This is a genomic window from Aquisphaera insulae (genome assembly GCF_011064615.1).
Lineage (GTDB): Bacteria > Planctomycetota > Planctomycetia > Isosphaerales > Isosphaeraceae > Aquisphaera > Aquisphaera insulae.
Genome location: NZ_JAALJH010000023.1, coordinates 12,852 through 25,986 on the forward strand (window position 1 = coordinate 12,852; position 13,135 = coordinate 25,986).

The following is a 13,135-nucleotide window of genomic DNA, read 5'->3' on the forward strand; positions in this document are numbered from 1 at the left end:
TTAACCCCTTGCTCGTTCCTGGCCGCGCCCGTGCTTGCCCTGCTGCTGGCGCTCGATGAACTCGATGAGCCGCTTGACCTCGGCCGTGAAATGCCCGTGGGCCTCGAGCACGGCGGACGCCTGGGTCGGCGTCATCCGGGCCCGGAAGAGGAGGCGGTGTGCCTCGTGGAGCGCGGCGATGCCCTCGGCGGAGAATCCGCTCCGCTTCAGGCCGACGACGTTGATGCAGCGGACCTTCGACGGGTTCCCCTCCACCAGCATGTACGGCGGGGCGTCGTGGACGATCCGCGAGAGGCCGCCGATGTAGGTGTGGCCGCCGACCGAGACGAACTGGTGCAGGCCCACGCCGCCGGAGATCGACGCGTAGGACTCCACCTGGATGTGGCCGGCGAACATCGTGTTGTTCGCCACCAGGATCCGGTCGCCCAGGACGCAGTCGTGGCCGATGTGGACGTTGGCCATGAAGTAGTTGTTCGAGCCGATCGTGGTGACCCGGCGGTCCTTCTCGGTCCCGCGATGGACGGTGACGGCCTCGCGGAAGACGTTGTTGTCGCCGATCTCGACGCGGGTCGGCTGCCCCTTGTAGGAGTAATCCTGGGGCTCGCCGCCGAGGACCGCGAAGGGATGGACGGTGTTCCCCTCGCCGAGGGTCGTGTGGCCCTGGATGCAGACGTGGGCGATCAGCCGGCAGCCGCGGCCGATCCGGACGTCGGGACCGATCACGCAGTAGGGGCCGACTTCGACGTCGTCCGCGATCTCGGCGCGGGGATCGATGGACGCGGTGTCCGCAATCATCGTGGCCATGGAACGGTTCCCTCCGGAGCCATGGATTCCTCGTTTTCGAACGGGCCAGGCCTCATCGCATCATGCGCTGAGCCTGGCCTCGACCAGCACGAACCGGATCTTGGCGGCGGCGGCCACGGCGTCGTCCACCCGGGCGACGGCCGTCACGCTCGCCGACGTCGACTTGATTCGCTCCGCGACGACCTCGATCCGGAGCTGGTCCCCCGGGACGACCGGCCGGCGGAGCTTGACCTGGTCCACCGAGGCGAGCAGGGCGATGCGGCTGCCGGGATCCACGGTCGCCGCGACGAGGACGCCCCCCGCCTGGGCCATCGCCTCGATGATCAGGACGCCGGGCATGATCGGGCGATCGGGCCAGTGGCCCTGGAAGAACGGCTCGTTGGCGCTCACGTTCTTGATCGCCGTGAGCGAACGGCCCGCGTTCACCTCGAGCACCCGGTCGATCAGCAGGAACGGGAAGCGATGCGGGAGGATCGCGCTGATCCCCTGGATGTCGATCGTCCCGTCGTCGCGGAGCGGGAGCGTCGGCGGTCGGGCGACGAGCTCCTTCTCCTTCTCGACCGCCTGGACCAGCCGGCGGACGAGCGCGGCATTGGTGTGATGGCCGCTCCGGTGCGCCACCACGAAGCCGTGCAGGTCCATGCCCAGCAGCGCGAGGTCCCCGACCATGTCCAGGACCTTGTGGCGGGCGCATTCGTCGCGGTAGCGGAGCGAGTTCCCGACCACGCCTTCCGGGCCGAAGATCAGGACGTCCGCCGCGGTGGCTCGCCGGCCGATCCCGGCGGCGCGGAGGGCCTGGGCCTCGGCCTCGAGCACGAAGGTCCGGCTCGGGGCAAGCTCGCTGCGGAACGGGGCCGGGGCCAGGTCGATCAGGTAGCTCTGGCTGCCGATCGCCGAGTCGGCCCCGTAATCGAGGTGATAGGAGAGGGTCAGCGACTCGGTCGTGCCCGGGTGGGCCGCCAGCAGGGCGTCCCCCTCGCGGACCGTGAAGGATCGCTCCAGGGCGAACGCCGGGCGGGGCTGATCCTGGTCGACGATCCCGGCCTCGTCGAACGCCTCGACGAAGGCGCGGCTGGAGCCGTCGCAGCCGGGGCATTCCTGCGCGTCGATCTCGATCCGGCAATTGTCGATCCGGAGGCCGGCGAGGGCGGCCATGACGTGCTCGATCATCTCGACCCGGGCCGGGCCGTCCTCCACGGTCGTCCGCCGCTGCGACGGGACGACGTGCTGCACCGTCGCCGGGACGGACGGCCCCCCCTCGAGGTCGGAGCGGACGAAGACGATGCCGCTGTTGGGCTCCGCGGGATGGAACCGCATCGCGACGTCGTCGCCGCGGAAGAAGCCGATGCCGCGCACCTCGGTCGTGCGGGCGAGCGTGCGCTGGAGTCGCCTGGACGTGAGCATTCTGCGGGCCTTTTTTCGATGAACGGTGCGGTGCGGCCGCCGGCGGAGGTGGGATCGGCCGGGGCCTGCGTCGACCCTGGCGCGGCGGACCGCGTCCGGCTCCGGCCCCCGCGACTCCTCCGAGACGGGAGGGGCCGCGAGACCGTGCAGGGAGATTGGGGCCGCCCGATCGACGTGGAGATGCCGGACGACCCTGGATTCGACTCGACCGATGGGATCGGGCTCAGTTACCGCCTTCCGGCTGGGCGGCGGCACCGGCGGCGGCCGGGGCGGGGGCCGTGGTGGCGGCCGGCGTGGTCGCGGCGGCTGCGGCGGCCGGCTTGGCCGCGGCGCCTCCGGTGGCCTTGTACATCCGGTTCAGGTTGTACACCACGTCCTTGGTGATATCGTTGCGGGGATCGGCGTAGACCATCGTGTTGGCCATGGCGGCCATGACGGAGTTGGGGTTGCTGCCGAGGACCGGCTGGTTGGAGATCTTCACGACGTAGGTGAGCTTGCGCCACTGGGCGACGCGGGCCACCATCGCCTGGACTTCCTTGTAGAGCGTGGCCATGGCCTCGGCCTCGCGGCCGGCGAAGTCGCGCTCGGCCAGCTCGCGGCCGGCTTCGAACCTGGCCTTCAGCTCGGTGACGCGATTCTCGTGCTTCTTGAAGTCCTCGGTGCCGGGGATCAGCTTCTGGAGCTGCTCGGCCTCGCCCGCGGCCTCGGCCTGGAGCTTCTGGAGGTCCGCCTTGCGGGCCAGCGCGGCGGACTTGAACTCCTCGCTCGAGACCTTGACCTTCTCGTAGCTCTTGAAGACCTCGTCCATGTCGATGGTCCCGATCACCGCCGGCACCGGCGCCGCGGGCGCGGGGGTGGCGGCCGGCGTCGTGTTCGCGGACCGACGGACCGCGGGATCCTGAGCCTGCTGGCCGAGGGATGGCCCGACCAGGAGGCAGAGCCCCATCGCACCAGCTCCCATTGCCATGATCGCACGCGAAGCAATGACCATCGGTACAACTCCTTTTCTACCGCTGGTGATCCGTAGCTACCGCCCACGCCGGTCCCGCCCGCAAGAGGGACTCGGTCGCCCGAGAGGGTCGCGGCACGATCTGTCGGACGAGCAACCCTCGTGGAGACGCCCTGACCGAGACCCCGGGCCGGGTCCATTCAGGGCGGCATTCTGCGCGGAAGGTAATCGGCGGTCAAGGCGAACCGCGCGGAGAAGGGGGGCGGGGGCGGGGGGCGGGAGAGCGAGGGGCGACCGGGCCGGCTGGCGGGCGGGGCTCTTCCGGGGGCCTCCTCAGCCCTCTCCCGCCGGGCGGGAGGGGGGAGGGGACCCGGATGGCCGCGAGGGACGGCGCGGAAATCGTGGCCGGAGGACCGCGGGATCACGCGCCGTTGTAGGCGAGGACGAAGTCGTGGAACTTGTACTTCTTGTTCCGAGGGACCTCGCCGGCGGCGGCGAAGAGGCTGAGGAGGAGGTCGCCGAAGTGCTCGGTCCGGACGCTGTAATAGTTGTGCTTGCCCTCGCGGCGGGACTCGATCAGGCCGGAGACGCGGAGCAGGGCGAGATGGTGGCTGACCGCGGGCTGGCTCTGGCCCAGGCGGTTGCAGAGGTCCGTCACGTGGAGCTCGCGATTCTCGGAGAGCGCCAGGTAGAAGAGGATCCGGAGTCGGGTCTCGTCGCTGAGGAGCTTGAAGACCTGTGCCAGCTCCCGGATCGACTGGTCGGAGACTTCGGGTTGGCCGTCATGCGACTGACCGTTCGTGGTCGGGACCGACTTCGGGTCTTTGCGAGCCATGAATGAATTCCTTCGGGTTAGAGATTCCGTCGTCGGAGGATCTTGCCCGGTGGGGGGGGCGGGGAAATCGCACCTCGGATCGGAGATGATGGAACGGGATTGAAGTTCGAGGGACGGCTGGCCGTCGTTCGCGGACCTTGCGGTGCGAGGACGGCCTGGGACGCGGGTTGATCTCTTGGCCTGGCTGATGGATTGCGAGGCTGGGCGCTTGATCGGCCTGCGGGCCTCGGGCGAGGGCCTTATCTATCCGGCGTGCGTGCCGCGGCGAACGCGTGCCTCCGCTGAACACTAGGGAGACGGCGACGGCCTGTCAAGCCTCTCGCGGGGACGGTGGCCCTGATGGAGTATCTGTTGTAACATGATGTCATCATTGATTCGGGAACTCAGCGTTGGGCATCGGTCGGGAGTCCGTAGCGATCGAGCGCCGACCGCAGCGTCTCCAGGGGCGGGCCGTCGAGCGGGCAGAGCGGGAGCCGGAGCTCGCCGCGGCCCCGGCCGAGAATCGAGAAGGCGGCCTTGAGGGGGACCGGGTTGGGCGCCAGGCCGAGGAGGTCCTTGCAGAGCGGGAAGAGGCGGGCGTGGGCCCGCCGGGCCTCATCGAGGCGGCCCTCGCGGAATGCGGCGATCAGGCTCATGACGTCGCGCGGGACCAGGTTGGCGACGACCGAGATCACGCCCTCCGCCCCGACCGCGAGCATCGGCAGGGTCAGGCTGTCGTCCCCGGAGAGGACGGTCAGGTCGGTCCTCCCGAGGAGCTCGCTCACCTGGTCGAGCGACCCGGCCGCCTCCTTGATGCCGACGATCGGCGCCAGGCGGCAGAGCCGCTCCACCGTCTCCGGCTCCATGTTGCGCCCGGTCCGGCCGGGGATGTTGTAGAGCACCTGCGGCAGGTCCGTGGCCTCGGCGACGGCCGCGAAATGCCGGAAAAGGCCCTCCTGACTGGGCCGGTTGTAGTAGGGGGCGACGAGCAAGGCGCCGTCGGCACCGGCCCGGGCGGCGAATTTCGTCAGGCGGATCGCCTCGGAGGTCGAATTCGACCCGGTCCCGGGCAGGACCTTGGCCCGCCCGGCCGCCGTTTCTACGACGACGGCGATCACCCGCTCGTGCTCGTCGTGCGAGAGCGTGGGGGCCTCTCCGGTGGTCCCGACGGGGCTGATCGTCGGCGTCCCTTGCTGGACGTGCCACTCCACGAGCTCCCTGAGCGCGGGCTCGTCGACCTTGCCGTCCCGGAACGGCGTGATGAGGGCTACCGTGCAGCCCGCGAAAATCCGGCCCTTCGTCGCCATGCCACTTTCCCCGCCGCCGCCGCTCGCCCCGGAGGGCCGGTCGATGTCCATCGGATCGACCGCTCGATGATCAGGGTCGATTGATCACAGGTCGACCCGTCTCGCAGCATGCGTCTTGTATAATTTAAGGAATTGCCCGACCCCGATGGAAGATCCCGATCACGGTTTGTTGATAAGAACTCGCATCACCCCGGCCGAATCGTCACAGGCCGGGGGGCTCCCCGCGCATCGCCGCGAGCATCTCGCGGACCGCGCGCTCCATCCCCGCGAAGAGGGCGCGTGAGACGATGCTGTGGCCGATGTTGAGCTCGCACATGCGGGGAAGCTCCGCGACGGGCAGGACGTTCCGATAATTCAGCCCATGCCCGGCATGGAGCTCGACGCCGCCCGAGCCGATGATGGCTGCACCCTCGCGGAGGGCGAGGAGCTCGCGATCGCGGGCTGTCCCTTCCGGGCTATTGGCGTACCGACCGGTGTGGAGCTCCACGGCCTGGATCTTCAGGTCCAGGGCGGCCTCGAGCTGGGCGGGCTCCGGATCCAGGAAGAGGGCGACCTCGATCCCGGCGTCGTGGCAGCGGGCCGCGGCCCGGCGGATCCGCTCGCGGTGGGCCAGGACGTCGAGCCCCCCCTCCGTGGTCAGCTCCTCGCGGCGCTCCGGGACCAGGGTGACCTGGTCGGGGCGGACCTCCAGCGCCAGGTCGACGATCTCGTCCGCGGCGGCCAGCTCCAGGTTGAGCCGGACCTGGACCGTCTCGCGGAGGAGCCGGAGATCCCGGTCCTGGATGTGCCTGCGGTCCTCGCGGACGTGGATCGTGATCCCGTCGGCGCCACCCAGCTCGGCCAGCGCCGCGGCCCAGACGGGATCGGGCTCCTTCCCGCCGCGCGCCTGTCGCAGCGTGGCGACATGATCGATGTTCACTCCCAGCCGGACCATCTTCTCTACATTCTCCGGGGCCACACCTGGCCGCCTCTCGGCCCGCGCCGGGGCTGTCGCGGGCCGCCCTCGCCCGCGATGCGGGTCCATATACTTATAGCGTGTTCGCGCGACGAATTCGCCCCCGGTCCGCCGAAAAACGGCCGGGCAGGGGGGCCTCCGTCCCGAGGCCGACCGATCAGGTCGACCGGGGCGGCCCTGCACCACCCGGTCGGACCAGCGGTTTGAGCGGGGAGAGGGCCAGGATGAACGTCCGGGACTGGCCGGTGGCGAACGCCACCGTCCCCTTGCGTTTGGGCCCCGCCCCCTCGACGGCCGTGATCCGACCCATGCCGAACTCGGGATGGATCACCGTGATGCCGGGACGGAAGGCATCGAGATCGGCCTGCGACCCGGAGGGCCCCGCGCCGGATAGCTGCGACGCCGTCGTCAGGCGGAATCCGCCGGGCTGCTGATGGCGAGGGACGCCGGGCGGGGGCGGCCGCCGGCCCCAGGCCCCCGAGGCGCTCCCGCGAGAGGCCGGATATTCGGGGTCGGAGATGCCGGATTGATCGTGCAACTCCATCTCCCCGAGCGGGAGCTCCTCCAGGAACCTCGAGGGGAACGTGGCCTGCTGCTGGCCGCGGAACGTCCGGATCCGGCAGCGGCTGAGATAGAGCTCGCGGCGGGCGCGGGTGATGCCCACGAAGAGGAGCCGCCGCTCCTCCTCCAGCTCCTTGTCGTTGGTGTTGGCCCGCGAATGCGGCAGCAGCCCCTCTTCCAGCGCCACGATGAAGACGACCGGGAATTCCAGGCCCTTCGCCGCGTGCAGCGTCATGAGCGTCACGGCCCCGGTCTGCTCGTCCCAGCGATCGATCGCCGAGGCCAGGGTGATCTCGGCGAGGAAGTCGTGGACGTGGGAGCCGGGATGCTCGAGCTCGAACTCGTGGGCCGCGGAGACCAGCTCGTCCAGGTTGGCGAGCCGATCTTCCCCCTTGTTCTCGGAATTCTCGGCCAGGTACTCGGGATAGCGGGTGCGTTCCAGGACCTGCCGGATGACCTCCTCCGCGGGATGGTCGCAGAGCGAGGTCAGCTCCTCGATGAGCCGGGAGAATTCCCGGAAGCCCCGGACGGCCTTGTCCTTCAGGCCCTCCGCCTGGTCCGCCAACTTCGCCATGGCCAGGAGCGGGATGCCCCGGTCCCGCGCGGCCTTCACCAGGTGGTCGAGCGACGTCTTGCCGAGGCCCCTGGCCGGGACGTTCACGACCCGGGCGAAGGCCAGGTCGTCCTTCGGGTTGGCCATGAGGCTGAGGTAGGAGAGGATGTCCTTGACTTCCTGACGCTCGTAGAAGGAGACGCCGCCCACGATCTGATAGGGGATCCGAGCCGACCGGAGCGCCTGCTCGATGGGGCGGGTCAGCGCGGTCATCCGGCAGAAGACGGCCACGTCGGAATAGTTGTACTCCCCCTCGCGGACGATCGCGGCGATCCGCGAGGCGACCGCGTCGGCCTCGTCGGTCTCGCGGGCCAGGATCGTCAGGTTCACCGGCGCGCCCCGCGGGTTCTCGGTCAAGAGCGACTTGGGCTTGCGAGCGAGGTTGTGCCGGATCAACTGGTCGGCGGCGCTGAGGATGTTTTTGGTGCTCCGGTAATTCCGCTCCAGCTTCACGACTCGGCAGCCGGGATAGTCCTGCTCGAATTCGAGGATGTTGGAGAGGTTGGCGCCGCGCCAGCCGTAGATCGACTGGTCGGGGTCGCCGGTGACGCACAGGTTGGGGTGGTCGACCGAGAGGGCCCGGACGATGGCGTACTGGGCAAGATTGGTGTCCTGGTACTCATCCACCAGGACATACCGATACCGGCGGTCCAGGCCGGCGCGGACGTCCGGATGTTCCTTGAGGATGGTGACCACGTGGACCAGGAGGTCGTCGAAGTCAACCGCCGAGCAGGCGCGGAGCTTCTCTTCATAGGCGGCGAAGGCCTTCGCCGCGAGCGCGTCGGCCTCGTCGCGGGCGCGTCGGCGGAGGACCTGCGGGCTGACCAGGTCATTCTTGGCGCGGCTGATGATGGCCTCGACGCGTTCCGGCGTGACCTTGGCGTCGTCCCCGGCGAGCTGCTCGAGGACGTCCTTGACGGCGCGGAGGCGATCGGACTGGTCGTAGATGGTGAACCCCGGGTCGATCCCCGCGAGCTTGGCGTGGATCCGCAGGAGCCGGGCGCAGAACCCGTGGAACGTGCCGACCCAGAGCCTGGCGCCGGGCGCGATGGCCTCGATCCGCTCGCGCATCTCGCCGGCGGCCTTGTTGGTGAACGTGATCGCGAGGATATTCTCGGCCGCGATCCCGGACTCCATCAGGTGGGCCACCCGCCGGGTGATCACCCGCGTCTTGCCGGACCCCGCGCCGGCGAGGACCAGCAAGGGGCCATCGATGTGGGTCACGGCGGCCCGCTGGTCGGGCGTGAGGTCGGAGAGGAGGTCCATGTCGAGTCTGTTCATCCCTGGGCAGGCCGCGAGAGCCGCCGTCACGCCCGTCGCCGCGGGTCGTCCGGCGGATTGACAGGCTCCATTATATCGACCACGGAGGAGTCCGACGACCCGGCTCGTCCGGGGCGGGTTTGCTCGCCATCGCCGCGGGACGTCCTGGAATGTCCGGGATGAATGGCTTATCCTGATCGATCAGGGTCATGTCTCGCGCTCCGCCGGAGCTCGTCGAAACGCGAGCCGCTGTCCGAGGGATGGATTCACCATGTCAGATGGCTCCCCCGACGACGCTGATGAGGATGTCGCCGCCAGGGCGAAGCTCGCGACCGATCGGACGGTCATCGATCCGCTCCTGACGCGTCCCAGCCCCGCGGGTGACGGCGCGTCGAGGGATTCCCACTCGAGTCCCCTCGTCCACGCACTCTCCACCTACTCGTTCGACGGTGCGGCGTCCCCCTATGCCGAGGGATCGATGGGGACGATCCTGGTGGCCCGGGACGAGACCCTGGGCCGCGACGTGGCGATCAAGGCGTTGCGCCCCGAGCACCTGGCGGATGAAGAGCTGCGGCTTCGGCTCCGGCGCGAGGCGGCGATCACGGCGCGATTGCAGCATCCCGGCGTCCCGCCGGTCTTCTGCATCGGCGCGATCGACGACGCCCGGCCGTTCTTCAGCATGCAGCTCGTGGTGGGAGAAACCCTGGCCCGCGTGCTCAAGTCCTCATCGGACCGGGCCGCGGATCGCCCGCGGCTGCTGACGATCTTCGGGCAGCTCTGCCAGACCATCGCCTACGCGCACGCCCGGGGCGTCGTCCACCGCGACCTCAAGCCCGAGAACGTCCTCATCGGCGACTTCGGGACGGTCTACGTGCTGGACTGGGGCGTGGCCCGGGTGCTGGACGGAAAGCGCGTGCCTCACGAAGGGGGCTCGCCGGTGGGCGACCTCCCGCTGGCCTCGGAGATGACCGTGGCGGCCGGGGGACGGCGAGGGGCTCGCGCCGACGCGGGCCGGCACGCCGACAGCTCGCTGACGCTCGCCGGGGAACTGCTCGGGACGCTCCAGTACATGGCGCCGGAGCAGGCTCGCGGGGATCCCGATCAGGACGAGCGGGCCGACGTCTTCAGCCTGGGCGCCATCCTGTTCGAGATCCTGACCGGCGAGCCGCTCCGGCCCGCCGCCCTGGTCAGCCCCGCGGAGATCGATGCGTTCGCCATCGAGTACCTGAAGACGATGTCCGTGAGGCTTGGCGCCGCGAAGGCCGATTGCCCGATCGCCAACCTGGCCGCCGTCTGCCTCGAGCCGGACCGCTCGCGACGGCCCAAGGATGCGCGCGACGTCGCCGCCGAGATGACCTCGTACCTGCTCCACGTCCTTCGCCGGCCGGAGCGGGAGATGGCCCGGTTCTTCGAGCTCTCCCCCGACCTGTTCTGCCTGGCGACCCTGGACGGCTATTTCACGCGGATCAACGACAATTTTTCGAGGGTGCTCGGCCACAAGAGCGAGGAGATCCTGTCGCGGCCCTTCCTCGACTACGTCCATCCCGAGGACCTGGAGCGGACCCGCGAGCAGATGGCCAAGCTCGTCGAGGGGAAGCCGGTCGTCCGCTTCGAGAACCGCTACCGCGACCATCGCGGCGAGTATCTTTGGTTCGAATGGAACGCCAAGACCGTCCCGGACGAGGACCTGGTGTTCGCCGTGGCCCGGGACATCACCGGGAGGAAGAACCTGGAGCGCCGGCTGATGGCCATCGTCGAAACCTCCCCCATGGGCGTCGCGATCGTCGATATGGACGGCCGCGTGGTGCAGGTGAATCGCGAGTTCGAGCGGATCTTCGGCTATCGGCGCGACGAGCTCCTGGGACGGATGGTGGAAGGCCTGATCCCGGCCCGGTTCCGGGACGAACACCCGGCCCGGCGCGCGGAATTCCTCGGCAGCCGCGAGTCGAGGCCGGGCCGGGGGCGCGAGGTCCTCGGCCTGACGAAGGATGGGGCGGAAATCCCCCTGGAGCTCGGGCTGAGCCCGTTCGAGACCGAGGAGGGGACCTTCGTCACGGCGGTGATCTCGGAGATCGGCGACCGGCGGCGGCGGTACGCCTGGCTCGAAACCCTGGTGCGGACTCACCCCGAGGCCGTCCTCCTCGTGGATGAAGCGGGCCTGATCGCGATGGCGAATGACCGGGCGGAGCCACTCCTCGGACTGCCGGCGTCGGAGTTGTCCGGGCGTCGACTCGAGGAGTTCCTGCCGGGCTTCCGCGTCGACTCGCCGGCGACCACTCGGGTGATGAGTCGCGGGGTGGACGGCACGGGATTCCCAATCGAGGCCCGGCCGCTGGCCGTGACCGGAGGCGGGGCCGTGGTCACCGTGCGGCGAGTCGGCGAGGCGAGCGAACCGGCCGCCGGCGCTGGACACGGCGCCAGGTCGTCGTAGACTGGCATTGGCGAGCACCTCGCCGGAAGAGTGGCGCCGTCGAGGCGGATGCAAGGTCGGGTGGCGGAGGGAGTCGGCGATGGAGATCCTGGGGATCGGCACGAACATCGTCGAATGCCCGCGCATCGGCAAGATGATCGAACAGTACGGCGAGCTCTTCCTGAGGCGGGTCTACACCGAGCGTGAGGTCCGCTTCTGCCAGTCGCGAAAACATGCGATCGAGCACTTCGCCGGGCGATGGGCCGCCAAGGAGGCCATCCTCAAGGCCCTCGGCTCGGCCTGGATCCGGGGGATCTCCTGGACCGACATCGAGGTCCGCACCGGCGACGACGGCCATGCCCGCGTCATGGTCCGAGGCGCCGCGCGGGAAGTCGCGATCGAGCGCGGGATCGGCGACATCCTCGTCTCCCTGTCCCACTGCCGGACCTACGCCACGGCCCACGCCATCGCGCTGGCCGGCCGTCCCGGCCGGCTCACCACCGAGGATCCGGATCCCGCCGAATGAGGCGAGTCAGGTCGCCCGAGCCGGTTGCCCGTCGCGTTCTTGCCCCGCCCGTGCCATCGCGGAGTCCAGGAACGAGACGACGTCGTTGAGCAGGGCCTCGCCGCCCACCGCGACGACGTCCACATGGCCCGCCTCGGGGACCTCGACGACTCGGGCGGGCGTCGGAAAGGCCGCGGCGAGCCGCCGTGCGGCGGGGGTTGAGACCAGTCGATCGGCCTGGCCATGAAGGATCAGCACCGGGCAATTCACGCGTCCTGCCAGCCTGATCGGCCGGGGCCGCGTCAGGGAGACCCTGGCGATCCGAGCGGCACGCATCGTGACGAGCCGGGCGAGCAGCCACGACCCCGGGAATCGTCGCGAGCGGAACCAGACGCGCATGGCGTCGTTCAGGTCCACCATCGGGGACTCGAGCACGACCGCCCGGATGCGCGGATCCTCGGCCGCGGCCCGGATCGCGATCGCGGCCCCCATGGAACGCCCCCAGAGGATCGGATCGAAGGCGTCGGCCGGATCGTCTCGCGGGACCATCCGCGCCAGCGCGTCGAGCCAGCGGACGACGTCGCGGCCTTCCCGCCCGCCGAACGAGGCATACGCCCCGTCGCTCTGGCCGTATCCGCGGAGGTCGATCGCGGCGACCTCCCAGCCCGCCGCGTTGAGCGCAGCGACCCGGATGGCCTGGACCTCCCTCGCCGCTTCCGCGAACCCGTGGATCAGGACCGCGATCCGGCCCGTGGGTCGCTCATTGGTGATCGGATGCCATCGGGCCGAGAGACGCGTGCCGTCGTCGGCCTTGATGGCGATGTGGCCTCGCTCCGGGTCGGTCGACTTATCGAGATGATCCGTCGCCTTGACCCGCGGCGGGACGACCAGCGCCCAGGCACCGTATTCGATGATGGCCATCAAGGCGCAGGCCGCGAGCCCGAGCAGGAAGCCGCCGGCGCCGATCGCCAGCCCGTGCAGGTTCGCGAGTGATGGGATGTCATCCATCGTCGTCAAGCTCCTCACGGCGGCCGTCGCCGTGGTCGTCTGGATCTCGTCATTCATCCGGCTGAGGCTTCATCGCTTCCGGCGGATCGACGAAGCCCCGCCGAGAGGGGTCGGCCGCTGGAGACTTCGAAATGTACCGCGCCGCGAGCCCGTGTTCGGGGCATGTCGTTTTTTCAGGCTCCCGCGAGTCTGCGGCGCGTCGGCGACTCCGAGCTGACGCCGCCGCCGGCCGACCACGACGGCCCGAAGAACGGTCCGGGCGTACGGTGTGGCGGGATTGGCCGTCTTTCCGCGGTGTCAGGAGGAAGTACGGAGCACCGATGTCCGCGAGCGGCCATCCGATAAGGATGGGCGGGGCCTGGCTACGATTCCTCAGATCGGCCGACGCGGAGCTTCTCAGTGGCAAGGGGCGACGGTCCACTTCGAACACTCGAGGTTGTGGTTTGACGAGGTCGTGGACTGCGTGACCGGGTATGCGGCCGACTCGGGACCCAGGGGAACAAAGGATCGTGTCGGCGGAACTCGTGTTCTCCTTGGGTCCTGCT

General features: G+C 69.6%; 10 protein-coding genes. 2 read left to right on the top strand and 8 right to left on the bottom strand.

The features are described from left to right. The 7 genes from lpxA to G6O54_RS14610 form a co-directional block, all read right to left on the bottom strand. Window positions 1-804 carry an acyl-ACP--UDP-N-acetylglucosamine O-acyltransferase gene (lpxA, locus tag G6O54_RS14580; RefSeq protein ID WP_165226377.1) on the bottom strand — a complete coding sequence of 268 codons (804 nt, stop codon included), beginning with the start codon at window positions 802-804 and terminating at the stop codon, window positions 1-3. A gap of 60 nt (window positions 805-864) precedes the next feature. After that, window positions 865-2,208: a UDP-3-O-acyl-N-acetylglucosamine deacetylase gene (lpxC, locus tag G6O54_RS14585; RefSeq protein ID WP_165226378.1), complete on the bottom strand. Its 1,344-nt coding sequence runs from the start codon at window positions 2,206-2,208 to the stop codon at window positions 865-867. 223 nt (window positions 2,209-2,431) lie between these two features. Further along, complete coding sequence (locus G6O54_RS14590; protein ID WP_250846896.1) at window positions 2,432-3,154, bottom strand: OmpH/Skp family outer membrane protein; 723 nt, start codon at window positions 3,152-3,154, stop codon at window positions 2,432-2,434. Between the two features lie 424 nt (window positions 3,155-3,578). Beyond that, a complete protein-coding gene (locus G6O54_RS14595; protein WP_165226380.1) occupies window positions 3,579-3,992 on the bottom strand; it encodes an ArsR/SmtB family transcription factor in 414 nt (137 codons plus the stop codon). A 383-nt stretch (window positions 3,993-4,375) separates the two neighbouring features. Further along, window positions 4,376-5,278, bottom strand: coding sequence for a 4-hydroxy-tetrahydrodipicolinate synthase (gene dapA / locus G6O54_RS14600; protein WP_250846897.1), 903 nt, complete (start codon window positions 5,276-5,278; stop codon window positions 4,376-4,378). A gap of 202 nt (window positions 5,279-5,480) precedes the next feature. Beyond that, a complete protein-coding gene (locus tag G6O54_RS14605) occupies window positions 5,481-6,212 on the bottom strand; it encodes a pyridoxine 5'-phosphate synthase (protein ID WP_165226381.1) in 732 nt (243 codons plus the stop codon). Window positions 6,213-6,390: 178 nt separating this feature from the next. Beyond that, entirely contained in the window at window positions 6,391-8,673 is a 2,283-nt protein-coding gene (locus tag G6O54_RS14610) for an ATP-dependent helicase (RefSeq protein ID WP_165226382.1), read from the bottom strand. A 265-nt stretch (window positions 8,674-8,938) separates the two neighbouring features. Here G6O54_RS14610 and G6O54_RS14615 point away from each other — a divergent pair, with 265 nt between their 5' ends. Continuing rightward, entirely contained in the window at window positions 8,939-11,098 is a 2,160-nt protein-coding gene (locus G6O54_RS14615; RefSeq protein WP_165226383.1) for a PAS domain S-box protein, read from the top strand. A gap of 79 nt (window positions 11,099-11,177) precedes the next feature. Next, window positions 11,178-11,603 carry a holo-ACP synthase gene (gene acpS / locus G6O54_RS14620; protein WP_165226384.1) on the top strand — a complete coding sequence of 142 codons (426 nt, stop codon included), beginning with the start codon at window positions 11,178-11,180 and terminating at the stop codon, window positions 11,601-11,603. Window positions 11,604-11,609: 6 nt separating this feature from the next. Here the strand turns inward: acpS and G6O54_RS14625 are convergent, their stop codons facing one another. Next, a complete protein-coding gene (locus G6O54_RS14625) occupies window positions 11,610-12,647 on the bottom strand; it encodes an alpha/beta hydrolase (protein ID WP_165226385.1) in 1,038 nt (345 codons plus the stop codon). Window positions 12,648-13,135: the final 488 nt, after the last annotated feature.